This window comes from Azohydromonas aeria (assembly GCF_009760915.1).
Lineage (GTDB): Bacteria > Pseudomonadota > Gammaproteobacteria > Burkholderiales > Burkholderiaceae_C > Azohydromonas > Azohydromonas aeria.
This window is the reverse complement of record NZ_VIDQ01000098.1, coordinates 1-22,761: the sequence shown is the minus strand read 5'-3', so window position 1 is coordinate 22,761 and position 22,761 is coordinate 1. Positions and strand designations below refer to the sequence as shown.

Annotated in this window: 18 protein-coding genes; 3 read left to right on the top strand and 15 right to left on the bottom strand. The window is 66.5% G+C overall.

The features are described 5' to 3' along the window. Positions 1–174: 174 nt before the first annotated feature. The 15 genes from FJ694_RS32330 to FJ694_RS32260 all read right to left on the bottom strand — a co-directional run bounded on the left by FJ694_RS32330 (position 175) and on the right by FJ694_RS32260 (position 18,825). Positions 175–1,302, bottom strand: a complete 1,128-nt coding sequence (locus FJ694_RS32330; RefSeq protein ID WP_198321113.1) for a glycosyltransferase family 4 protein — start codon at positions 1,300–1,302, stop codon at positions 175–177. A gap of 361 nt (positions 1,303–1,663) precedes the next feature. Beyond that, positions 1,664–2,872, bottom strand: a complete 1,209-nt coding sequence (locus FJ694_RS32325; RefSeq protein WP_157271643.1) for a glycosyltransferase family 4 protein — start codon at positions 2,870–2,872, stop codon at positions 1,664–1,666. A 97-nt stretch (positions 2,873–2,969) separates the two neighbouring features. Beyond that, a complete protein-coding gene (locus FJ694_RS32320) occupies positions 2,970–4,448 on the bottom strand; it encodes a class I SAM-dependent methyltransferase (RefSeq protein ID WP_157271642.1) in 1,479 nt (492 codons plus the stop codon). Between the two features lie 209 nt (positions 4,449–4,657). Next, entirely contained in the window at positions 4,658–5,971 is a 1,314-nt protein-coding gene (locus FJ694_RS32315) for an O-antigen ligase family protein (RefSeq protein WP_157271641.1), read from the bottom strand. A gap of 36 nt (positions 5,972–6,007) precedes the next feature. Then, complete coding sequence (locus FJ694_RS32310) at positions 6,008–7,177, bottom strand: GNAT family N-acetyltransferase (RefSeq protein ID WP_157271640.1); 1,170 nt, start codon at positions 7,175–7,177, stop codon at positions 6,008–6,010. Further along, on the bottom strand, positions 7,174–7,881 hold the full coding sequence (locus FJ694_RS32305) for a class I SAM-dependent methyltransferase (protein ID WP_157271639.1): 708 nt from the start codon (positions 7,879–7,881) through the stop codon (positions 7,174–7,176). The genes FJ694_RS32310 and FJ694_RS32305 overlap by 4 nt, the downstream gene beginning before the upstream one ends. A 52-nt stretch (positions 7,882–7,933) precedes the next feature. Further along, positions 7,934–8,896 carry a glycosyltransferase family 2 protein gene (locus FJ694_RS32300; protein ID WP_157271638.1) on the bottom strand — a complete coding sequence of 321 codons (963 nt, stop codon included), beginning with the start codon at positions 8,894–8,896 and terminating at the stop codon, positions 7,934–7,936. A 6-nt stretch (positions 8,897–8,902) separates the two neighbouring features. Beyond that, on the bottom strand, positions 8,903–10,789 hold the full coding sequence (asnB, locus tag FJ694_RS32295; RefSeq protein ID WP_157271637.1) for an asparagine synthase (glutamine-hydrolyzing): 1,887 nt from the start codon (positions 10,787–10,789) through the stop codon (positions 8,903–8,905). Positions 10,790–10,798: 9 nt separating this feature from the next. After that, positions 10,799–11,752 carry a glycosyltransferase family 2 protein gene (locus FJ694_RS32290; RefSeq protein ID WP_157271636.1) on the bottom strand — a complete coding sequence of 318 codons (954 nt, stop codon included), beginning with the start codon at positions 11,750–11,752 and terminating at the stop codon, positions 10,799–10,801. Next, complete coding sequence (locus FJ694_RS32285; RefSeq protein ID WP_157271635.1) at positions 11,752–12,855, bottom strand: polysaccharide deacetylase family protein; 1,104 nt, start codon at positions 12,853–12,855, stop codon at positions 11,752–11,754. Before FJ694_RS32285 ends, FJ694_RS32290 begins: the two co-directional genes overlap by 1 nt. Before the next feature lie 13 nt (positions 12,856–12,868). Continuing rightward, positions 12,869–13,939 carry a DUF354 domain-containing protein gene (locus FJ694_RS32280; RefSeq protein ID WP_157271634.1) on the bottom strand — a complete coding sequence of 357 codons (1,071 nt, stop codon included), beginning with the start codon at positions 13,937–13,939 and terminating at the stop codon, positions 12,869–12,871. A gap of 8 nt (positions 13,940–13,947) precedes the next feature. Beyond that, the gene (locus tag FJ694_RS32275; protein ID WP_157271633.1) at positions 13,948–15,528 is read right to left on the bottom strand and encodes an O-antigen translocase; all 1,581 of its coding nucleotides are present in this window, start codon (positions 15,526–15,528) and stop codon (positions 13,948–13,950) included. Between the two features lie 16 nt (positions 15,529–15,544). Continuing rightward, positions 15,545–16,732, bottom strand: coding sequence for a DegT/DnrJ/EryC1/StrS family aminotransferase (locus tag FJ694_RS32270; protein WP_232540327.1), 1,188 nt, complete (start codon positions 16,730–16,732; stop codon positions 15,545–15,547). Then, entirely contained in the window at positions 16,729–17,706 is a 978-nt protein-coding gene (locus FJ694_RS32265; RefSeq protein WP_198321112.1) for an NAD-dependent epimerase/dehydratase family protein, read from the bottom strand. The genes FJ694_RS32270 and FJ694_RS32265 overlap by 4 nt, the downstream gene beginning before the upstream one ends. Positions 17,707–17,724: 18 nt before the next feature. Next, positions 17,725–18,825, bottom strand: coding sequence for a sugar transferase (locus FJ694_RS32260; RefSeq protein ID WP_157271632.1), 1,101 nt, complete (start codon positions 18,823–18,825; stop codon positions 17,725–17,727). Between the two features lie 555 nt (positions 18,826–19,380). Between FJ694_RS32260 and FJ694_RS32255 the strand changes: the two genes are divergently transcribed. The 3 genes from FJ694_RS32255 to FJ694_RS32245 all read left to right on the top strand — a co-directional run. Then, positions 19,381–20,934, top strand: coding sequence for an XrtA system polysaccharide chain length determinant (locus FJ694_RS32255; RefSeq protein ID WP_157271631.1), 1,554 nt, complete (start codon positions 19,381–19,383; stop codon positions 20,932–20,934). 20 nt (positions 20,935–20,954) lie between these two features. Beyond that, on the top strand, positions 20,955–21,896 hold the full coding sequence (locus FJ694_RS32250) for an XrtA-associated tyrosine autokinase (protein ID WP_157271630.1): 942 nt from the start codon (positions 20,955–20,957) through the stop codon (positions 21,894–21,896). Positions 21,897–21,975: 79 nt separating this feature from the next. After that, positions 21,976–22,761, top strand: a 786-nt coding sequence (locus FJ694_RS32245; protein WP_198321111.1) for a type 1 glutamine amidotransferase family protein, incomplete at its 3' end; no start/stop codon positions are given.

The window sequence follows — 22,761 nt, the reverse complement described above, 5'->3', positions numbered from 1 at the left end:
GCGCGCAGTAAGCCCGCCGCGCCCCGTCCGCATCCGTCGTCACGAGGGAAAGACTCTCAAGAGGGAGAGAGCGCGAAAGTGAGAAGCGCTCCTGATGGCGCCGTCCCGCTCCCGCGGGCCGGCGCCTCTTTTTTTCCAGCCGGGGCGGCTCGTGGCCGTTGCCGGCGCGACGGCTCAGGCGATTGCCGCGGTGGCGCGCACCGGGAATCCCGGGGCCAGCCTGCCCTGGGCCTTGCGTTCGATGGCGCGGTGCAGGGCGGCCTCGAACAGGTCCGTGGCGTCCTCCCAGGTGAAGCGCACGGCCGTGCGGTAGGCCGCATCGGACATGCTCTTCCAGGCGCTGGCGGAGAGGTTGAGCACCCGCAGCACCCGGTCGGCCAGCGCGAGGTCGTCCCTGACGTTGACGAGGTGCCCGTTGATGCCTTCCTCGATGATGTCCAGCGGGCCACCGCAGCGCGTGGACACGACCGGGCAGCGGCAAGCCATGGCCTCCAGCGGCGGCAAGTGAAAACCCTCGACGTGGCTGCCGCACATCCAGACGTCGCACTGCGCATAGAAGTCCCGCAACCGGTGCTGCGAAGGCCGGAAGCAAAACTCGGCATAGCCGGGCAGCGGCAGCCTGAAGTCCGGCCGCTCCGCCCCATACGACACCAGCCGCAGCGACGGCATCACCGCGGCCACCCGCTCCAGCGCCTTCAGGCTGACGCTGCAGCCCTTCAGCGCGGAGGTGCTGTAGAGCATTCCCACCGTGGCACGGCCGCTCTTGTCACGGCAAGGGGCGTGGAACTGCGCCGTGTCCACGCTGTTGGGCACCTGGGAGACGTCTTCGTCCCCGAACCGGTCCCGAGCCCAGTCGGCCAGCCATCTGGAGATCACGATCTTGTGCATCGGCATGCGCCAGGTCGCATCCAGCGCAGGATTCGACCTGCCCGGGGGCACCTCGTAGTTCTGGATGAATATCGCCTTGGCCCCCTTGGCATCGGACAGGGACAGCACGCCGGCCGCCGTGGTGTAGTAAGTGGCGATGACGACGTCCGCGTCGGGCACGTCGTCATTGGTGACATGCCTGACCGAGTCCAGTATGCGGTGCGGCACGTCGATGCCGTCGAGATGGGACGGCTCCGGCTTTGGAAAACCCCTTCCCGTCAGCAGCGATCTGGCGGTGTGCCGCACCGTGAAAACCTGCGGCGTGGAAATCAGCTGTACCTCGTGTCCCCGGCGAGCCAGGCGCTCGGCATAAGCGGCAATGACCCGGATTCCGCCTTGCAACCCCGCATAAGGCAGGACAAAGGTGATTCTCATGCGTTTCCACCCTGGCTGATTGGAATTGTCTGGACCGCAGCGTCGGTCTTGCATGACCAACTGCTGCAGTCGTGCCGTTGTCTCTGTCTGAGGCGGTACTGCTGTATCCGCGCCGCCGGAGTCGCTGAACTTGCGCGCGGTATCCCTGGATCAAATTCGTGCCAGGCCTGTCGGGCGCAGCGTGAAGGTTCCCGGCTGCCCGACTTGCCCGAAGCCATTCGCCGCAATCAACCATGGATGGCGGCGGTTTCAATCGATGTGCGTGAAACTCCCGTCCGGTTCGGTTGTTGATGCCCCGTCGAAATGCCGGAATTTCTGCCACGGAGCGCGCATCAGCCCGGCGGGCCGGCGCGTTCCGGAATCATCTGCCAGGCGTGCGGAATGCGTGAAGCTGACGCAACTTGTCGGGAATCAACTGGCGGCCGAGCAGGACCGCCGTCGTCCTGAGACTGTCCGCAGCGGTCACATGGAGCGCGGTACTGTTGCGGGCGGCTTCCGTCAGGAAGTGGGAAAGCCGGGCTGAGAGTGTTTCCAGGGAAAAGCGCTCGGTGACAAACCTGCGCGAGAACTCGCCGATACTGGAAAACTGCCCTGGCCTGGAAAGCAGGTGACCCAGCGTGGCGGCGAGGCGCTCGTTTTCCGGATCACCGTCACCCAGGCCATAAATTCCCCGGTAGTAGAAATCCTCGGCGGTGGAGGCATCGAACGGTGCGCAATATCCCTGTTCGCCGACAACGATCAACGGCTTGGCAAATGCCATGGCCCTCAGGCCTGAGCCGCCCATTCCAATGACGACGTCAGAGGCGGCGTAAGCCATGCGCGGATCCACGAGCGGTCCGGCCAATATGATGGCCTCCCGGCCCAGTTTCCCGTTGATGGTCGCGGCCAACTCCTGCAACCGCTGCCTGGAAGGCCCCTCGCCGACGACGACGAACCGCATCGGAAACTCTTTGCCCAGCATGCCCACGACTTCCATGGTTCTGCGCAGGCTCTCCGCCTTCATCCATTCCGTGAGGCGTGACACGGTCACGATCATCAGTTCATTGCGTCCGATGCCATGTCGCTGGCGGAAGGGCTGACCATCCACGGCACCGGGCGCGTTGGCCGCGACATCCACCGGCGGCACCAGCAATTCCAGCGGCGATCTGCCCAGCCTCCTGGCTTGCTCGACCAGTTCGGGCGTGCCGAAGGTCGTGGGTATGAATTTGGGCATGAAGCGGGTCAGCACCATCGACATGTCGGTGACCACCAGCGGCAGGCGCCAGGGCAAGGCCACGCCGTAATAGGCTTCCAGGCCCTGGGGCCAGTCCCAGGCATGAACCACGTCGGGACGCTCGCTCCGCACGGCGCGACGCAAGGCTGCCATCCGCGCCAGCGAAGGATGGATCGTGGCGTCGGGCGCCGGAATCAGTTTCAATCCTTTTTCGGCGGCAAACTGGGCCATTGGACCGGGCGTGGCAAACATCACGATTTCATGCCCATGCAGGTCCCGAAGCGCTGCACTCAATTCAATGGCATTGACCTGGGTGCCGCCAATTTCAAGCCGGTGTGCAAATACAAGGATTTTCATGATGAATGCTGACTCCGTAGCAGGATCACTCCAACCGGGCGGACGGGGTTCGCGTGATTCACGGCGCACATGGCAGCGGCGGTAGCACCCGCCTGGATCAGCCGGCCTCCTGGACGGCCTCCATGTACCAGCCGTCCGCTCCCAGGACCCCCATCCTGGAAGCCCAGGCGCTCCGCGAAGACTCGGCAACCCAGTGCACCAGGAACCGGCTCAATCCCGAGGAGCGGAGCGCACGCTTGACGAAGAACGGACTGACCTCGAAAAGTCCCAAGCGTGCGAGATGGCTGAAGCGCTGGTGTCCCAGGCGTCCCAATGCCTGCTTCAGCTTGATGCGGACGGAATCGAAATTCGGGCCGTAGATGACCACCGTGCCGCCTTTTCTCAGCAGGTGTGCCGCCCTTTGCAGCGTGGTTTTGGGGTCGGGTATCAAGTGCAGCAGGTTGCCGATGATGACGTAATCGAAAGACCGGTTGGCAAGCACTTCGAAGCAGTGCTCCATGCTTCCCTCGATGATTTCCACGCCCGAATCCGACATCAACGATCCGATGACCGGATCCAGCGGCAATGCGGTGACGGCCACGCCGCGGTCGGCAAGCGCACGCTCGGTGGCGCCCCAGCCCGATCCAATCGACAGGACCGATGCCTTGTTCGACTTCACGACCTCCAGGACGTGAGTATTGACCGGCTCATAATAGCTTTTGCCCCAATCCGCCAGCCGCAGCCTGGGCAGCAGCTTGAATAGATTGCTCCCATCCTTGGCACGGCGGCCGATCTGGAGCAGGGCGTCGATCTGTTGCTGAACCACTGCATGGCCGGCTCCCATGACGCCCACGTACTTGTTGGAGAGGTGGTGCACGGAAAAATCGTCCAGCGAGGATATGCAGACCACTTTCCGCAGTCCGCAACTGGTGTAGGGGTCGGTGGCTGCCGTGCACAGCATGTCATATTCGCCTTCATAAGGCGCTTTCAGAAATCCGCCCGATGCAATGGCCGTGCGCAGTTGCTGTTGTGTCAGTAAATAGAAAGCGGCATGTTCGTTCGTGAACTGCGCGATCGTATGCGGGCCGCGCTGCTGTGCCGATGTCGATTCCCAGTGGAACTGGCCGAATACGTCCGGAAAGGAGCGTTCCCCGTTGCTGTCCACTTCGTAGCGGATGAAGCCGGCGACTTCGTCGGCATGAAGATGGGCGTTGACTTCCAGGAATGCCAGGATATTGAATTCCGTGACGCCGATATCATCCTCGGAGTAGGCGAAAACATCGTACCGGTCGGCGCGTTCCAGAAATATCTGTTTGTGCGCGAAAGGAAGGGACCAGGGATTGCGGCTTGGCAGGCCCACCTTGGTTTCCACGCCGGGCCCCAGGTCCTTTTCATTGTTGGAAACAACGACGATGTCCACGTCGAAACTCATCTGCTGGTAGCAGGCAATTTGCCGCCGCAGCAGGTGCAGGTTCTTGTCTCCGTACGACGCCATGACGACCAGGAGCCGCAATGGCTGATGTTTCTTGGAAGGGCGCGCTGCATCGCCACTGGTGAAAGGCCGGGCGTCGATTTCCAGTGTGGAGGTGTTGTTCATGATTGCTGCCTGCTGTTCGGGTCAGACGTGGCCTTCATGGCCGGGCATGGCTTTGCCAGCCGTTGTACCCCGCCATCCGTGTTCCCGGATACCGTGCTGTGGGTCCATGCCATTCCTCCGCCTTGTTCTGGACATGATTTCCTCGACGCATCAGGCCCGGCCCGAAGGCCGTGCATGCCATTTATGGGCATCGTTCCTGGCAAGTTGGGTCATGTATTGAATCGGTATTGTGGACCTTCGAAGCCTGATGTCGCAGGCACCTGAATCGAGGAGCCGGCCTGCTGCACGGCGGCCGATCCGATGGCGGCCAGGGTGAAGTAGAAAAACACGATCGACTGATCGAAATAAGACACGGACAGGAAATTGGTCACGTGCGCGAAAAGCGACGCGCCCAGCGTCCAGATCAGGAACGCTTCCCCGGATCCGGCACCGCCCAGCGCGCGCAAGCTTTTTCCTGCCAGGGAAAAGGCCGCCGCCATCACCGCGATGAACATCAGCATCAGTGGCAGGCCGCCATACACGCCCATGCGGATGTAGTAGTTCGTGATGTCGATGTGGTTGCTGCTCCAGGGAACGCCGTAGGGCATCCAGTGACGGGTATAGGAGGTACCTGCCAGCCACCATTCCGGGAAGTGAATCACGGCCGCATCGATCAACGCCGCCCTGTGCCAGCTCGTGCTGCTGCCCGTCAGGTCGATGTAGGCGAAGATGAAATAGGCGGGCGCGTTCATGACCAGCTCCAGCCCCACGTAGGCCGCCACGGCGCCCCAGCGCACGAGCCTCATGTGCTGGCGGCCTCGCCACATGAGCAGCGCAGCCAGCGCGAAGGCACTGCCCATGATCGGGCCGGTGGAGCCCGACATGAAGACCATGCCGAGCGCGGCCGCGATGCCAGCCAGGGCCGTCGCGCGGTGCGTGCGCCACAGCATGGCCATGAGCGGCAGCATGGAGGCGCCCACCGAGCCGGCCAGGATCGAATGGCTGAAGGCGCCTTGTGCACGGATGGTGCCGTTGCGCACTTCGGAGTACGGGCTGAGCCCGCCGAACTCGGCGAACACGTTAGTGCCGTCAAGCTTCTCGTGCAGCATCGCCAGCGCGACCGGCCACAGCAGCAGGGCCAGCGCGCGGGTCAGCCGCATGACGTCGTCGCGCGAGGTGCAGAACGCGCGCAGCGGGAAATAGCACCCGCAGGCCATGAAGACCAGCCCTGCGCGGTTCACGAACACCGACATCGTGTCGTCGTAGAACAGGCTGCTCGCGATGGCAACCAGCGACCACCACAGCATCAGCCAGTCGACCCGGTTCATGCCGCCTGCCAGGCCCTCGTTCCTGAGCAGCATGCGCAGTAAAGCCAGCATCAGGATGATGCGGATGCCATAGACGTTGATCGGCCCGATGTCGAAGCCGGCGCCCACCGGCAGGTAGCAGGCGGCAGCGAGGATCGGCACCGCGGCCCAGCGGCGGGGCAGCAGCAGCAGCAGCAGCGCGTCGATGCCGACAAGGGCCATTGCCAGTCCGCTCATGTCCGGCATCCGGTAGTGGTCACGATCGCGCCCTGATCACGTCCTGGCCTTGGCCGGCGCCGCCCCCAGTGCGGGCTTGGCACGCTGGCGGCGCCAGGCGTTCTTGATCCGGTCGGCCAGTCCGAGGCGCTCGACCAGCCGGCGCGCCGCCTGTTCCACGATGGCGAAGAGCCGGATGTACGCCATCAGCAGCACGCCCTTGGCCGTGGGAGCGAACAGCCAGACGGAGGTCTCGCGCCACGCCCCGCTGCCGAACCGCTCCTTGTAGTAGGCATCGCCCAGCCCGAAGTCCAGCCGCTGCACGCCCTCGCGCGCGAGCTCGTCGACCAGGCGCGCGAACATCAGCGTCCCGACCTCGTGGTCACGCAGCGCAGGGTCGTAGCCGGTCTCCGACGAGTGGAAGCAGCCCCGGTACACGAACCCGAACCAGAACGCGCGCACGACGCCGTCGATCTCCAGCAGTTGAACCCGCAACTGGTCCCGCTGCGCGAACAGCGCGAATCGGCGCCGGAACTCCTCGTTGTCGAAGAAGCCGGCGCCCAGGCCGCGCTGGTAAGTGACGGCAGCCACCTTCTCCAGGTCGGCGCACAGCGCCGCAACGTCACCGACGTGCGCGAGCCAGCGCCAGCTGACGCGGCCCGGGTAGGCCTCCTCGAGCTCCTTGGCGCGCTTGCGCAGGTTCGCTCGGTGCTTGCTTCGCAGCGTTTCCATGAACCCGCCCTGCGGCAGCAGCATCTCGCGGTGCGTGGACCAGCGCGGCGTCTTCTCGCAGAACCCGCGCGGTCCCTCCCCATGCAGCGCGCGCAGCAGCGGGGAGTCTTCGCGCAGATGGTGGAAATCGATGGCATCGGCCTCGCCGGCGCGGAGCATCCCCCACAGGTGCTGCACCACCTCGGCCGCGGCCGCGGCGTCGAGCTCGCCCAGCACCCCGCCGTGGATCACGGCAAGCACGCGCGCGGGCACGCGGGCCAGCTGCAGGTACCCGATGGCCGGACGCACCCGGGCCCGTTCCATGCGGGCCGCCACCAGGGCCAGCGGCGCGCCATCGCGCTCGACCAGCAGCACGCAGGGCGACTCGACCTCGGGCCGCAGCCGGCACAGCAGCTCGAATTGCTCGAAGTCGGCGTTGACATGCGCCTGCCAGCGCTCCCAGCAGGTGCGGAGCTGCGCCAGTCCCTCCAGCGTACGGATGCTGCGCACGCTCATGCCGTCTTCTCCGCCGCCAGGCGCGCGTTCACCGCGATGCCCTGCCAGATCTCGATGTGCGGCGCGCCCGGGGCATGGGCATGGCGCTTCAGGAAGCCGCAGCCGTCGAGCAGCGGCGCGCAGCGCGGCGACTTGTAGACGATGTACAGGCTGCCGTCGCCATGCTCGCGCAGGTTCTCCAGCACGCGCGCGAGCACTTCCTCGGAGAACGGGTTGTACATGTAGACCACCTTGCCACCCGGCGGGAACTCGTAGGCCGCGGCATCCGCGTGCAGCACGGCGGTGTTGCCCAGCGCCTGCCTGGCGAGGTTGGCGCTGGCCGTGTCGGCCAGCTCCCGTGCGAACTCCACGCCGACGACGCGTCCGAAGCCGAAGCGCGCCGCCACGATGAGCGTGCGGCCCTTGCCGCAACCCAGGTCGATGAAGCTGTAGTCCCGCACCGGCACGTTCAGGAACTCCAGCACCGCGTGCAGCTCCTGCGCCGTCGTGGCCTCGTAGCGCTCGCCGTAGCGGGCGTTGGGCGAGTCGATGTCGAGCTTCCACAGGGGCTCCAGCCCGCCGGTTTCGGTGCCGTGCTCCAGGTCGAAGGCGTCGGCCTGGCGTTGCTGCCGCAACTGCGCCAGGGCTCGGCGGCACAGCGGCGCCACGCCTTCGCGGGCCAGCATGCGGGCGACTTTCTTCGCGAGGATCTGAACGTTGAGCATGGACGTGTTCCGGGCTGGGAATGCGGCGGGTCGATGCGGCGGGCGCCGGGGCTCAGTAGTTGCGCATCCAGGCCTGCGCACCCACGGTCCAGCGCAGCCGTGCCGCCCACTTGCGCAGCGAATGCAGGGCGCCGCGCTGCGGGGCCGGCTTGGCCATTTGCAGGGGCAGCATCACGGCCAGGGCCGCGATGCGCAGCAGGCTGGCCACGAACATCGCCGCGCGGTAGGCCGCGGCATAGGGCGCCGAATGCATCTTGCGGAAGAAGCGCCATTGCGACTCCAGCCGCATCACGGCGGAGAAGCTGCTCGTGGGCGACTGCGCGCTGCTGGCGCCGCCGTAGTGCACGACCACCGCCGACGGCACGTAGTAGGCCTGGAAGCCCAGCCGCGCCGCCTTCAGGCACAGGTCCATGTCCTCGCTGTACATGAAGTAGTCGGTGCTGAACAGGCCCACGCGCTCGAAGACCGCGCGCGACACCATCAGCGACGCCCCCGACAGCGCCTGCACCGGCTTGGGCAGGGCATCGACGGTGCCGAGCTCGCGCTTGCCCCACAGGCGGGAGTCGGGGAAGCGCCGGCGCAGGAAGTCGGAGTCGAGCAGCTGGTTCACCAGGGTCGGGAAGGCGCGGATGCAGGTTTCCTGCACCGAGCCGTCACCGTTGAGCAGCTTGGGGCCGACCAGCCCGGCATCCGGACGGCGCTTGAGCGCCTGCAGCATGTCCTGGATGGCGCTGCCCAGCACCTTGGTGTCCGGATTCAGGAACAGCAGCACGTCGCCCTGCGCATGGCGATAGGCCTCGTTGTTGGCCTTGGCGAAGCCCAGGTTCGTGGCGCTCTGGATGAAGCGCACCCAGCCGTAGGACTTTTCCAGCATCTCGGCGCAGCCGTCGAAGGAGCCGGAATCGATCACGATCACCTCGTAGGTGATGCCCCGGACCGTGTCGCGCACCGAGTCCAGCGCGTCGGCCAGCAGATCCCTGGAATTCCAGTTGACGATGATGATGGACAGGTCCATGGCGGCTCACCCGTGTTGCCTGGGAAAGAAGGTGCGGTGCCAGAGCTCCAGCGACACCAGCAGGAAGATGTGGCGCATGTACTGCTCCTTGCCCTCCTGGTGCTTGCGCACCATTTCCCGCAGGTAGCCCTGGTTGAAGTAGCGGGTCAGCGAGGAGTTGGCGCTGAGCAGGCAGTCGTCGACCAGCGGCTTCATCGCTTGGCGCAGCCACTGCGCCACCGGGTGCGCAAAGCCCTTCTTCTTGCGGTTCACGATCTCCGACGGCAGCCACGAGGCCAGCGCGCGCTTGTGCAGGTACTTGCCGGTCCAGCCGCGGAGTTTCAGGCGGGGGGGGAGGTTCTCGATGAACTGCACCAGGCGGTAGTCCAGGAACGGAACGCGCACCTCCAGGGAATTCGCCATGGAGGTCTTGTCCGCCACCATGAGCAGGTCGTCGGGCAGGTTGGCACGCGTGTCGATGTAGAGCATCTGCGACAGCGGATCGAGCTGCGCGACATCGGTGTGCAGCCGGCGCAGCGCCTCCTTGGTGCCGTAAGGCGTGGACAGGAAACGGTCCTTGAGACTGCCTTCGAAGAGCTGCGCCTTCATGTCGGCGCTGAAGAAGGAATAGATCTTGGTGAAGCGCGTGAGAACGTCGCGCTCGCCCAGCGACGCCAAGCCGCGCTTGAACCGCTCCATGGGCAGCGGCAACCGGCCCACGGACGATTCCATGCCGTCGGTGAAGGCACGCGGCAGCCGGCTGTAATACTGGGACAACTGCACGCCCTTGTAGCGGTCATACCCGGCCCAGGGCTCGTCGGCACCCTGGCCGGTGAGCGCCACCTTGACGCGGCTGCGCGTCAATTGGGCCAGGAAATAAAAGGCGGGCGCGGCTTCGTGGCCCACGGGCTCTTCCAGGTCGCGCATGTAGCGCTCGAAATGGTCCAGGTAATCCTGGGAGCTCAGCATCAGCGAATGGTGCTCCGCGCCGAATTGCCGGGCCACGTCGTGCGCGTCGGCCACCTCGTTGGTTTTTTCGCCGCCATTGAAGCCGATGGTGAAGGTTTGGACCGGCCCGGACGAGTAATCCTTCATGACGGCCAGCAATGCCGAGGAATCGATGCCCGAGCTCAGGAACAGGCCCAGCGGCACGTCGCTGCGCAACTGGATCTTGATCGAATCCTGCAGCAGGTGAAGATATTCCTCGATCAGTGCCTCCTCGCGCCAGTTCTGACGAAACTGCGGCACGTGGTCCCAGAACCGGCTCACGCTCATTTGCTCGCGGCTGATGAGCATGCGGTGTCCGGGCGGCAGGCGGAACACGTTGCGGAACAGCGTCTTGGGCGAGGGCACGAAACGGAAGGTGAACAATTCGGCCAGCGAGTCGATGTCCACGTCGCGCTGGAATTCCGGGTGCTGGATCAGCGCCTTGATTTCCGAGGCGAAAAGCACCTGGCTGCCGACCACGGTGTAATACAGCGGCTTGATGCCCAGGTGATCCCGCGCCAGGAACACGCTGCGCTCGCGCATGTCGAACAGCGCAAACGCGAACATGCCGTTGAAGCGCTTGACGCAGTCGATGCCCCACTGCTCGTAGGCATGCACGATGACTTCGGTGTCGGAGCTGGTCTTGAAAACATGCCCGAAGGACTGCAGCTCGGCCCGAAGCTCGATGAAATTGTAGATTTCACCATTGAAGACGACCTGAATTGAATCGTCCTCGTTGCCCATGGGCTGGGTACCGCCCTCCAGGTCGATGATGCTCAGGCGCCGGTGGCCGAGAGCGACGTTGCCGTTGAGAAACTGGCCCTCGCCATCCGGACCGCGGTGGCCGATGGCCGCCGTCATGCGCGCGAGCATGTCCTGCGGTACCGGCTTGCCCGAACGGTCATAGATTCCAGAAATCCCGCACATATGTTTTTCCTAGTTGGATTTTCCAGCCACCAGCGCCTTCAGCTGCCGCCTGAGCTTGGCCTGCTGCTCCCCGCGCAGGTACCGCACCGTGTCCGGCGGCAACAGGATCGGGCTTCGATTCAGCAAGCCCCGGACATAACCCGTGAAAATGGCCAGGCTGCCCATGATTCGCGGCCGGTCCATGGCCCGGTACAGGCAGCGCAGGCACAGAAACAAGAAGCCGTATCCCAGCGAGTGGTAGCGCTGGCCTTCGCGCATGCGGGAAACCAGGGGCGGGGCGGTGGCGGTGCCGGTCCTGCGGTTTTCCAGCACGCGCAGCTCGGGAAAGGTCTGCACTTTCCAGCCTTTCATGCGCGCCGTGATTTCAGCGGCTGAATCGATGCCGCCCAGCGGCAGCGGCCGGTAACCGCCCACCTGCTCGAAGCATTCCCGCCGGAACAATTGCACGGCACCCGCGACGCTGTCGAGCGCGACTTCCTGGCTGACGAACCGGTTGCCGATCCGGGTGCGCACCATGCCGCCGGCAAGGCCCAACGCGGGATCGCGCTCGAATGCGGCCAGCACCTTCTCGAAATAGTCCGGTTCCAGGCAAATGTCGGCGTCCAGATTGCCGATGAACCGATGTTCGCTGACATCGCACTGGCTCAAGCCCTGGTTGAAGGCATGTGCCTTGTTGCCGAAATGGCGCTCGCCCCGGCGCTGCCGGTCGATCAGCACCATGAAGGGATGCCGCGCGGCATAGCCGGCCACGATGTCATGGGTGCGGTCGGTCGAGCCGTCGTTGACGATGATCCAGCGCAGGGGACGCACCGTCTGCCGCAGCATCGAGCGAATGGTCTCCTCGATGAAGGCTTCCTCGTTGTGCGCCGGCGTGATGACCACGAAGGGTGCCACGCGCGTCGGCGCTTCGGGCGCTTCCTCGGCCAGCAGGGCCGGCGGCATGTCAACGTACAACAGGGTCATCACAGTGCTGCCCATTGCCGGTGGAAACTGCCCATGCCTTGCAGGGTGCCGAACGCGAAGCGGTCGGAATGCCGGGCGATATGGGCCAGGAAAGGCCGCAGGGTGCCTTCATTGGAAGGCGTGAACAGCTTGGAGTGGCCGATCAGGACGAATGGCAACTGCAGGTCGCGGCCCTGCGGCACCAGGCGCTCGGCCCGCTGCAGGGCCTTGACCAGTTGCCGTCCGTCGCACTGGTTGAAATCGGCTTTCCAGGCATGGGTGTCGAACAGGGCTTTCAGCGCAGCCAGGCGCGAGCGGCGGCGCGGCCCGCCGGGCCCGCTGGGCTCACCTTGCCCGGCCTTGGCCTGGGACAAATGGAAGGGGCCCTTGTGGAAGACGTCGCACATCACGCGGTACAGGCGCCCGCGCGCGAGAAAGGCACCCAGCCAGCGCTTTTCGGTATAGATGGGTATTTCCCACAGCCGGCCATTCCTGTCCGGCACGCAGATGTCGGCCTCACTGGCGCGCCAGGGCAGCAGTGCGCTCGGGGCGCTGGAATAGTCGAATTTCACGGCCCCGTTCCTGCGCCCGAATTTCCATACGGACGTGTCAATCTCGATGCGGTTGTTCAGCAGGGCGCGCACCACGTTGGTGGACGGGCTCACGGACCAATTGGCCGCCCGGAACGCCATGCAGGCGTAATCCTGCTTCACGGGCTTGAGCAGCGATTCGAGATATTCCTTGCAGGTCTTCACCATCCAGTCCATGCGCTCATAGGGCAACATGGCAAAGTCGTATTCCGACCAGTCCTGGGCCCAGCAGTCCTGCTGGTGCACTGCATTGAAATACGAAGAGTGGATATGCAGTTGCACGTCATGGCCGCTGGCAATGGCCTGCAGCAACTGCTCCACGATGGCCTGATAACCGTAATCGTCGCGCCCGGTGCGCTCGGCATATTCCTTGAAGCGCAGGATCTCGGCGACGTCGGCCATGATGGTGAGCTTGGCGCCGTATTCCTCCAGCAGGCGCAGCATGCGCGCAGTGGGCTCGACCATCAATGCCTTGGGGTCGCCGTCACCGTTGCCATGGATTTCATAATCCACCGAAAAAATCACATGCAGCATGCCGCTTCTCGCCTCAATGTTCCATCGCCCGGGTTTCGGCAGCCACGCCCATGATCAGGCCGACCAGGGCCTGGAGCGTGCGCCGGCTGCTCACGTCCGGCGCGTGGCCCCGGTCGCGCTTGGCCACGGAAATCTTGCGCCGGACGTCATCGACCGATTCCAGCAGCGTCATGCGCTGCTTGCTGGCCAGATAAAGGTCCACGGCGCCCGGGTGCCCCCTGAAAATGCTGTAGACGGGCACGCCGAGTGCGGCCGCCTCGCGGTTCATGGTGCCGCCGCCGCTGATGACGAAATCCGAATGCCAGACCAGGTTCAGGCCGTCCACGGCCTCGTTCGGAATGATCAGCTTCTGGTTTTTCATCAGGGCGGGCCAGGCCCGCACGATTTCATCCTGCTGCTTGCGGTTGCGGGGCAGCACCACGATGCGGGTCGCGGGATGCGCTGCCAGCAACTCGATGGTGGCGGCGAAAAGGCTTTCGCTTTCCGGGTTGTGGTAATGCGCTTCGGTGGCCGGCGGACGGACCGTGACGATGATTTCATCGGGCGACAGGCCCATGGCCTTGAGCAATCCCGGGTCCGGCGACAGGGACGGGGTATAGACGTCCTCCTTGATGCCGGGATATTTCAGGACGTGCCGGGCGCTCTTGCTGGCCGATTCGGTGGGAATGACTTCCGGGACGATCATCCAGTCCGGCTTGGTGACGTGCCTGGCATGCTCGTAATCGGCAATCACGATCGAGGGAATCGACAGCAGCCGCGCCACCATGGTTTGCGCCCTCGATCCATGCGAGACGGCCAGCTGGGGCCGGTGGCGCAATATCAGGGGCAACAGCTGGGCGGAACGCACCAGCAGCCCCAGGCCTTTCATGATCTTGTTCTTGCCGAAATGCTTGCCGACCGTGGTGCAGGGAATCTTGTACAGCTCGATCAGTTGCGTGACCTGGAATGCATCCCGGGCCGTGAGCAGCACCGGGATGCCGCGTGCCTGCAATTCCTCGATGATGGGCCGGAAAAAGGGGACGTGGGGCGAATTGTCCAGGTCGATCCAGATCGGCCGTTGATTGGGCTTCATGTGATCAGCCATGAGATCTCCTAAAGGGACTCGGGGGCGCGGCGAAACTTGAGGATGCGCTGCAGCGGACGCGGCAGGTCCTGCGGTTCAAGCAGCAGGGTCAGGGTCCGGACGGACAGCCAGCAGCTCGCCAGCGTGGCCGTCAGTCCCAGGGCCAGGGCCGCCATGGGAGGGAGGTACTGGGTGGCCGCGAAGGTGGCGCCCACCAGGGCGAAGCTGCCCAGGGCGGTGCGCCGGTTCTCGGCGCTCCAGGCAAAGCCGCTGAGGCGGCGCGCGATGGGCCGCAGCGCCAGCGCGTGCAGCAGGTTGGCGCCCAGGAAGGCCATGCCGGCGCCGTTGACCCCGAAAGCCTCGACGCACCACCAGGTCAGCGCGACGTTGACCACCGCCCAGCCGACCTCGATGGCGATGAACAGCTTCTGCACGTTCCTGGCCACGACGATGTAGCCCACCGGCCAGGTCAGCACGCGCACGGCCATGCCCAGGCAGATCCAGCGCAGCACGTCCACGGCGGCGGTGAAGCTGCTGCTGTAGAACAGCGCGATCACCAGCGGCGCCAGCGTGATCGTGGCGAGCACGCCGGGCACGGCCAGCAGCAGGCTCACGCGCGTCTGCTCGTTGACGAGCCGGTTGCACTGCGCAGGGTCCTGGATCACGCCCACCAGGCGCGGATAGAAGTCGGTGCCCAGCGCCTGCAGGATGAAGCCGGTGTAGAGGCCGCCCAGCGTCCACGCCGCGAAGTACGCGCCCGCGGCGTCGAGACCGGCCTGGCGCAGCACGATGGTGCGCACGGCATAGGCGGCCCCGTTCATCAGCAGCCCGCTGATCATGAAGGCCATGCCGAGCCTGAGCAGCGCCGCGGCCTCGCTGCGGTAGCCGGCCCAGTCCAGCGCGGGCGCGGCGACGTCGATGCGCCGGGAATACCACCAGGACGTCGCCAGCGACGCCGCCGCCATCGCCACCAGCGTCGGCGCCAGCCCGGCTTCGCCCAGGAAGTACACCAGCGGCACCCCGATGGCCGTGCCCAGCAGCCCGCCCAGGATGGCGATGCGCGCCATGTCGCCGATGCGGCGCATGCCCTGCAGCAGGGCGCCCTGGCTGCCGGCCACGACCGTGAAGAACAGCGCCAGGGACAGCAGCGCGACGCCGCCGGCGTGCCCTTCCTGGCCGAAGGTGAAGGCGGCGATGGGCGCGGACAGCGCCGCCAGCAGCACCGCCCCGATCAGCGCGCAGGCCAGCGAGACCAGGCGCAACACCTGGACGGTGCGGCCGATGCGCGCCGTGTCGCCGGAGGCCGTGGCGTCGGCGATCTGGCGCACGCCGCTGCCGGCGAGGCCCATCTGCGCCACGCCGCGCGCCAGCTCGCCGATCTGCAGGTACGCGCCCATGACGCCGTAGCCGGCGGGCCCCAGCATCAGCGCCATGGCCTTGGTGCGCACGATGCCGATGACGATGGTGATCGCGGTGGAGCCGCCGATGAGCGCCGAGGAGCTCAGGATGTCGCGGTAGCTGTGCCGCCGCCGCGTGGCCTCGGGCACGGGCTGCGCCAGGGCACCCGGTGCGCCGGGCGTGGCGGCGGCGACTGCGGTGTCCTCGGCCATCTGCTGCGTCCTGCGCTCAGGCGGCCTTGCACACCGGCGCCGCGCCGGCCACCGTGCGCGCCGCGGCGCAGGCCTGGCGCAGCGCGTCGGCCACCTGCTGCTGCTGCGCCGGCGTCATCTGCGGGAACAGCGGCAGCAGGATGCACTCGTCCTGCGCGGCCTCGGAGTGCGGCAGCGGATGGCGCGGCGGCATGGCGGCGTAGGCGGGCTCGCGGTGCGTGCACATGATGCCGCGCCGGCTGCCGATGCCCGCGTCGAGCAGCGCCTGCATCACCTGGCGCTGCTCGCAGCCCTGCGGCAGCCGCACGCAGTAGCTCTGCCAGTTGCTGCGCGCCCAGGCCGGCTCCTGCGGCAGGCGCAGCCCCGGGATGTCCTGCAGCAGTTCGCCGTAGGCATCGGCCAGCTCGCGCCGGCGCGCGACGATGCCGGGCAGGCGCTTGAGCTGCTCGCGCCCCACCGCCGCCTGGATGTCGGTCATGCGGTAGTTGTAGCCCGTGGTCGGGTAGCACTCGAAGATCACCTGGTTCGAGCCGTGGCGCACGGTGTCGGGCACGCTCATCGCGTGCTGGCGCAGCAGCCGGAACTCGCGGTCCCACTCCGCGTTGGCGGTGGTGAGCATGCCGCCGTCGCCGGTGCTGATGACCTTGCGCGGATGGAACGAGAAGCAGGCGATGTCGGCCTGCGGGTGGCCGATGCGCTCCCACTTGCCCTGCCACAGGATCTCGCTGCCGATGGCGCAGGCCGCGTCCTCGATCACCGGCAGGCCCAGCCGGCGGCCGATGGCCACGATGCTGCGCAGGTCGCAGGGCATGCCGATCTGGTGCACGCACAGGATCGCTCGCGTGCGGGGAGTGACCGCGGCCTCGATCAGCGCCGGGTCCATGTTGAAGGTGTCGGGATCGATGTCCACGAACACCGGCGTGGCGCCGCAGTAGCGGATGCTGTTGGCCGTGGCGATGTAGGAGTGGCTGACGGTGATGACCTCGTCGCCGGCGCCCACGCCCACGGCCAGCAGCGCCAGGTGCAGCGCGGTGGTGCAGTTGGAGACGGCGCAGGCATGCTCGGCGCCCACCAGCGCCGCGAACTCGCGCTCGAAGGCCGAGACTTCCGGGCCCTGCGTGATCCAGCCGCTGAGGATGGCGCGGCGGGCGGCGTCGGCCTCGGCCTCGCCCATGACGGGGGTTGCGATCGGGATCATGCTCATGCGGCCACCACGCTGGACTTGTTGACGTGCCACCAGTCGACCAGTTGCGCCAGGCCGGCTTCCAGGCTGGTCTGGGCCTCGAAGCCCAGCAGCCGCCGCGCCTTGGCGGTGTCGGCCAGGCGCCGCGACACCGGGTTGACGCTGCGCTCGGGCCCGTACTCGGGCTGCAGCTCGCTGCCCATGACCTTGAGCAGCGCCGCGGCCAGCTCGTTGAGGCTGGTCTCCACGCCGCTGGCGACGTTGAAGACCTCGTCTTCCACGCCCGATGCCAGCGCCAGCACGTTGGAGCGGGCCACGTCGTCGATGTAGACGAAGTCCATGGTCTGCTTGCCGTCGCCCAGGATGAGCGGGGGCAATCCGGCCTCGATGCGCTGCATCCAGCGGATCAGCACCTCGGTGTACTTGCCGTGCAGGTCCATGCGCGGGCCGTAGACGTTGAAGTAGCGCAGCGCCACGTAGGGCAGGCCGTGCATCGACCGGTACGAGCGCAACAGGCCTTCGAGCATGACCTTGGCCGCGCCGTACCAGGTCTGGTTGTTGTAAGGATGGTGGTCCTCGCGGGTGGGGAAGCTGTCGGCCAGGCCGTAGATCGAGGCCGACGACGCGGCCACGACCTTCCTGACGCCGGCCTCGCGGGCGGCGTCCACCACGTTGAAGCTGCCGTCGCACATGACCTGCATGGCCTCGCGCGGATCGGCGGCGCAGGCCGTGATGCGCAGCGCCGCCATGTGGATGACGGCGTCCATGCCCTGCATGGCGCGGCGCACCGTGTCGGCGTTGCGGATGTCGCCCCGAACCAGCGTCACGCGCGGGTCGCCCAGCACGTGCTCGATGTTCGACAGCGAGCCGCGCACGAGGTTGTCGAGGATGACGATGCGGCCCGGCGAATGGTGCTTGAGCAGCTGGTCGATGGTCGATGAGCCGATGAGGCCTGCGCCTCCCGTGACGAGGATGTTTGCGCCGTCAATGTCCATGTTGTTTCGATCCCCTGGTTAAACCGCACCGTCGCAGCGAAGCACCACCGCGACCGTCTTGAACAGGATCTTGAGATCCATCATCAGCGAGCATTCGCGGATGTAGCGAAGGTCCAGGCGCACCATCTCGTTGAAGGTCACGGTGCTGCGCGCCTGCACCTGCCACAGCCCGGTGATGCCGGGCGTGGCGCTGAGGATGCGGCGCAGGTGCCAGGCCTGGTAGATCTCGGCTTCGTACGGAATCGGCGGGCGCGGGCCGACCAGGCTCATGTCGCCCTTGAGCACGTTGAAGAGCTGCGGCAGCTCGTCGATGCTGGTCTTGCGGATGATGCGGCCGACCCAGGTCACGCGCGGATCGCGGCGGATCTTGTAGACCGGGCCGGCGCCGCCCTGCTGGCTCTTGTCGTCGATCTCGCCCTTGATCAGGTCGGCGACGAACTGGCGGTGGATGCTGTCGTCCATGTTCGTGACCATGGAGCGGAACTTGTAGAAGGCGAAGGGCACGCCACCCTTGCCCAGGCGCATCTGCTTGAAGATGACCGGCCCGCGCGAGGTGGTGGCCACCAGCAGCGCCACGAGCAGCATCAGCGGCGACAGCAGCACGATCAGCACGCTGGCACCGATGACGTCGAGCCAGCGCTTCATGCGGTAGCCCTGCACGCGGCGCTGGCCGAACTCGCCGGCCATGAGCTCGTGCAGCGTGGCCGGCAGCCGTCCGCCGTTGGCCAGGCGCTCGAAGATCTGGTCGGGATAGGTCGCGGCATCGGTGGCGAACCAGCGCCCCCCGGCCAGCTCCTCGACCTTGCGGATGTAGGCGTTGACGCCCTGCTCGTCGGTGTCCGGGCACAGCACCGCGATGAGGTCGTCGCCCAGGTGGCCGATGACGTCCGTCTCGCGCGAGGCCTGGTGCAGCAGCTCCAGCAGCCGGCCCGCGTCCTCGCCGCCGGGGCGGGCGCCCGCGTCGTCGGGCACCTCGCTGATGCGGTAGACGACGATGGACAACGGGCTCTTGGAGCGCTCGGCGCGTCGCTTCTCGCGCTGCAGCTGCCTGGCGAAGTCGTTGCGCGGTAGAGCTTCGTGCGCATGCAATTGCGGCACGAGCGGCATCACAGCAGCCATGTGTGCGAATCCCTCGACATTGCCCGCGACGTGGGCGCTGCGCGTGGCAGACCGGTCGTCGGTTTCAGGAGGCAGAAAGCGGCTGATGGCCGCCATTTGTGAGAAATCGAGAATTGATGAACCCGGCAGTCCGTTCTGGGTCTTCATAGCTTCTCCCGCTTCTGGGGGACGCGGCGCAATGAAATGCCCCGCGGCCGAGCAGCTCGCCAAATTTCTTGCAGTGGTCCCTCCGTCTTTCGGGTGTGCGGTGAATAACCTCACCCTCGTTCCCATCCATGCGCTCCATCGCCATGACGGCGTGGTGCTTGTTCTCGGCTGTCGCCCGGGCTGCGCGCGCTGCAGCGCAGTGCGTTCAGGCCGTGCCGTAAGAATGTGCTTCCCCGCTGCCGCATGCAATTGCCCGGCAGCGCATTCGCCCTGATTGGGGGGGAGGCTGCGCCACGGCGTGAATCACACGCCCTGACGGGGGCACACTGTTTCGCGGAGGGATGTGTGGCGGCGAGTATTTTTTGATGCCTGCGACACACGCAGTTTCAAAGCGTTAGGACACTAACCATGAGCAATGCTGTGGCCGCCCTTGTCGGCAAGATTCAGGCGGTAGTTTCAATTATTAACAGGCGCCGCTGGCTGGCAATTTCCGTGGCGGCGGCATTGGCGCCGGTGCTGGCGGTGGGCGTGGCCTTCGTGCCCAACCGCTACGAGGCCAAGGCTCAGGTGTACGTGGACACGCAGACCGTGCTGAAGCCGCTGATGTCCGGCCTGACCTTCGAGCCCGACATCGACCAGCAGGTGCGCATGCTGGCCAGGACACTGATTTCCAGGCCGAACCTGCAGCGGCTGCTGGAGGTGCCCGACCTGCAGCTCAACGATCCCGACCCGGAGCGCCGCGAGGAGACGGTGTCGCGGCTGATGTCCAAGCTCAGGGTGGTGTCGGCCGGCGCCGACAATCTCTACGAGATCAGCTACCGCGGCCAGAGTCCGGAGCAGGCGCGCCGGCTGGTGGAGGCCATCGTGGAGCTGTTCGTGCAGTCGGGCGTGAGCGCCAAGCAGCGCGACTCGCAGGACGCCGGCCAGTTCATCGAGGACCAGATCCGCAGCTACGAGGAAAAGCTGGTGGAGGCGGAGAACCGGCTCAAGGAGTTCAAGGTCCGCAACTTCGGCGCCAGCGGCGTGTCCTCGCAGGACTATTTCACCCGCGTCTCGGTGCTCTCGGACGAGGCGGGCAAGCTGCGCGTGGAGCTCAACGCCGCGGAAAAGGCGATGGAGGCGTATCGCCGCTCGCTGCAGGGCGAGGTGTCGCAGGCCTCCAAGGATGGGGTCTCCTCGCCGGCGGTGGCCGAGATCGAGACCCGGCTGGATGCGCAGTACAAGCTGCTCGACGAGGCGCTGCACCGCTTCACGGAGCAGCACCCTGACGTGATCAACGGGCGCCGCGTGATCGCCGACCTCAAGGCCGAGCTGGCCCGGCGCAAGGACGCCGCGGCCAGGGGGCTGCCGGTGCCGGGCGCCGAGCGTATGAACGCAGCCAACCCCGTGTACCAGAAGCTGCGCATCTCGCTGGCGGAAACCGAGGCGCAGGTGGCTTCATTGCGTGCGCAACTGGCCAACAAGCAGTCGGCCCTGGAGGAAGCCCGCGCCGTGGGCGACCGCATGCCGCAGGTCGAGGCCGAACTGGCGCAGCTCAACCGCGACTACGACGTGATCCGCAAGAACTACGAGGTCATGGTGTCGCGCCGCGAGGCGGCGCAGCTGGGGGTCAAGCTCAACGAGTCGTCGCAGATGGCGGAATTCCGCGTGGTGGAGCCGCCCAAGGTGTCGGGTGCGCCCGTGTTCCCGTCGCGGCTGCAGCTGTCGCTCATGGCGGCGCTCTTTACCTTCGTGGTGGGCATCGCCGCCGCGGTGGCCGTCAACTTCTTCAAGCCCACCGTCGACAGCGTGACGGCGCTGAAGCAGCTGTCGCGGCGCCCGGTGCTGGGCTCCGTCTCGATGCAGGTGGCACCCCACGCCCTGCACAGGCAGCGTGTCGACGCCGTCAGGTTCAAGGGAGCCGTTGCCGCGCTCATGCTGCTGCAGGCCATCTGGTTGGGCTGGGTGGCTTTCCATTCCTAAAACCACGCGAGTGCCCGGCCATGAACATCATTGAGCTTGCAACGCAAAGGCTTCAGGAGCTGTCGCAGACCGGCGTGGAGATGCCCGCGCCGGCGTCCGGCGCAGCCCGTGCCGAACAGCGCATCGGTACCGTCTCGGGTGCCAGCCTGCACGTCGCGCACCAGGCTGCCTCCAACGGCGACGCGTCCCCTGCACACGAGGCAGGGCCTGCCGGCACGGCCAGGACTGCACGGTCCAGGGCCAGCTCGGACAGCGTGACCCTGGACTTCGAGCAGCTGGAGGAGTCGGGCGTGCTGGTGGCCACGCGTTCGCGCTCGACGATGGCCGAGGAGTTCCGCCACATCAAGCGGCCACTGCTGGCCAATGCCCGCAAGTCGTCGAGGAAGCCCGGCCAGCGCGAGCCGCTGATCATGGTGACGAGCTCGCTGCCGGGCGAAGGCAAGACCTTCTGTGCCCTCAACCTGGCCGTGAGCATGGCCATCGAGGTGGACATGTCCGTGCTCCTGGTCGATGCCGACGTCGTGCGCTGCAACCTCATGCGCACGCTGGGCCTGCAGCCGCGCAAGGGGCTGCTCGACGTGCTCACGGAGCCGGGGCTCGACCTCTCCGACGTGCTGCTGCGCACCAACATGCCCAAGCTGTCGCTGCTGCCGGCCGGTACCTGCAACGTGCGCTCGACCGAGTTGCTCGCCAGCGATGCCATGGACCGCCTGTTGCAGGAGCTCGCGAGCCGCTACCCGGACCGGGTGGTGGTCTTCGACACCACGCCGCTGCTGCTGACCTCGGAGGCCAAGGTGCTGGCCTCGCACATGGGGCAGGTCGTCGTCGTGGTCGAGGAAGCCAAGACGCCCTATCCGGTGCTTGAGCAGGCTTTCTCGGCGGTCGAGAACTGTCCCGTGGTGATGTCGGTGCTCAACAAGGGCAAGAAGCCCACGCCGGACTACGGCAGTTACTACGGCTGACTGAAGGCGTTGCGCGCCGTGCCGCGGCACTTCGCCGCTGCAGGCCGCGTCGTCAATAACATTAGAGAGGGATGCAGCGATGTTGCATGGCGGGAGCATGGGCGCGCGCGGCGCGCAACGGGTGTGGTGGGCGGCGCTGGCGCTGTGGGCGCTGGCGCTGCTGCTGTGCTGGGCACCGCGCCCGGCGCAGGCGGCCGACCCGGCGCAGGGCCCGGGTGGGCCGATCCTGGTGGTCACGGCCGGCAATGCCGACTTCGGCCGCTTCTACGCCGAGATCCTGCGCACCGAGGGGCTCAACAGCTTCGCCGTGGCCGACGTGTCGCAGCTCTCGGCCGCGACGCTGGCCGGCTACGACGTGGTGCTGCTGGCCAGGACGGCGCTCTCGGCCACGCAGGCCACGCTGCTGTCGGACTGGGTCACGGCCGGGGGCAACCTCATCGCCATGGCGCCCGACGCGCGGCTGCATGCGCTGCTGGGGCTCACGCCCACGGGCGCGACGCTCTCTGAGGGCTACCTGCTCGTGGACACGGCCTCCAGCGTGGGCAGCGGCATCGTGTCGCAGACGATGCAGTTCCACGGCAGCGCCACGCGCTACACGCTCAGCGGCGCCACGGCGCTGGCCACGCTCTACAGCAGCGCGGCCACGGCCACGGCGAACCCGGCCGTGACGCTGCGCAGCGTGGGCGCGGGCCAGGCCGCGGCCTTTGCCTTCGACCTGGCGACGTCGATCGTGTACATGCGCCAGGGCAACCCGGCGTGGGCCGCGCAGGAGCGCGACGGGCTGCCGCCCATCCGCTCCGACGACAAGTTCTACGGCGCGGCAGCGGCCGACCCGCGTGCGGACTGGGTGGACCTCACCAAGGTC

What these genes read in the sequence shown, in the direction of transcription:
- FJ694_RS32330 (WP_198321113.1), bottom strand. Translation starts at nt 1,302, where the DNA reads ATGAGAATCACCTTTGTCCTGCCTTATGCGGGGTTGCAAGGCGGAATC.
- FJ694_RS32325 (WP_157271643.1), bottom strand. Translation starts at nt 2,872, where the DNA reads ATGAAAATCCTTGTATTTGCACACCGGCTTGAAATTGGCGGCACCCAG.
- FJ694_RS32320 (WP_157271642.1), bottom strand. Translation starts at nt 4,448, where the DNA reads ATGAACAACACCTCCACACTGGAAATCGACGCCCGGCCTTTCACCAGT.
- FJ694_RS32315 (WP_157271641.1), bottom strand. Translation starts at nt 5,971, where the DNA reads ATGAGCGGACTGGCAATGGCCCTTGTCGGCATCGACGCGCTGCTGCTG.
- FJ694_RS32310 (WP_157271640.1), bottom strand. Translation starts at nt 7,177, where the DNA reads ATGAGCGTGCGCAGCATCCGTACGCTGGAGGGACTGGCGCAGCTCCGC.
- FJ694_RS32305 (WP_157271639.1), bottom strand. Translation starts at nt 7,881, where the DNA reads ATGCTCAACGTTCAGATCCTCGCGAAGAAAGTCGCCCGCATGCTGGCC.
- FJ694_RS32300 (WP_157271638.1), bottom strand. Translation starts at nt 8,896, where the DNA reads ATGGACCTGTCCATCATCATCGTCAACTGGAATTCCAGGGATCTGCTG.
- asnB (WP_157271637.1), bottom strand. Translation starts at nt 10,789, where the DNA reads ATGTGCGGGATTTCTGGAATCTATGACCGTTCGGGCAAGCCGGTACCG.
- FJ694_RS32290 (WP_157271636.1), bottom strand. Translation starts at nt 11,752, where the DNA reads ATGACCCTGTTGTACGTTGACATGCCGCCGGCCCTGCTGGCCGAGGAA.
- FJ694_RS32285 (WP_157271635.1), bottom strand. Translation starts at nt 12,855, where the DNA reads ATGCTGCATGTGATTTTTTCGGTGGATTATGAAATCCATGGCAACGGT.
- FJ694_RS32280 (WP_157271634.1), bottom strand. Translation starts at nt 13,939, where the DNA reads ATGGCTGATCACATGAAGCCCAATCAACGGCCGATCTGGATCGACCTG.
- FJ694_RS32275 (WP_157271633.1), bottom strand. Translation starts at nt 15,528, where the DNA reads ATGGCCGAGGACACCGCAGTCGCCGCCGCCACGCCCGGCGCACCGGGT.
- FJ694_RS32270 (WP_232540327.1), bottom strand. Translation starts at nt 16,732, where the DNA reads ATGAGCATGATCCCGATCGCAACCCCCGTCATGGGCGAGGCCGAGGCC.
- FJ694_RS32265 (WP_198321112.1), bottom strand. Translation starts at nt 17,706, where the DNA reads ATGGACATTGACGGCGCAAACATCCTCGTCACGGGAGGCGCAGGCCTC.
- FJ694_RS32260 (WP_157271632.1), bottom strand. Translation starts at nt 18,825, where the DNA reads ATGGCTGCTGTGATGCCGCTCGTGCCGCAATTGCATGCGCACGAAGCT.
- FJ694_RS32255 (WP_157271631.1), top strand. Translation starts at nt 19,381, where the DNA reads ATGAGCAATGCTGTGGCCGCCCTTGTCGGCAAGATTCAGGCGGTAGTT.
- FJ694_RS32250 (WP_157271630.1), top strand. Translation starts at nt 20,955, where the DNA reads ATGAACATCATTGAGCTTGCAACGCAAAGGCTTCAGGAGCTGTCGCAG.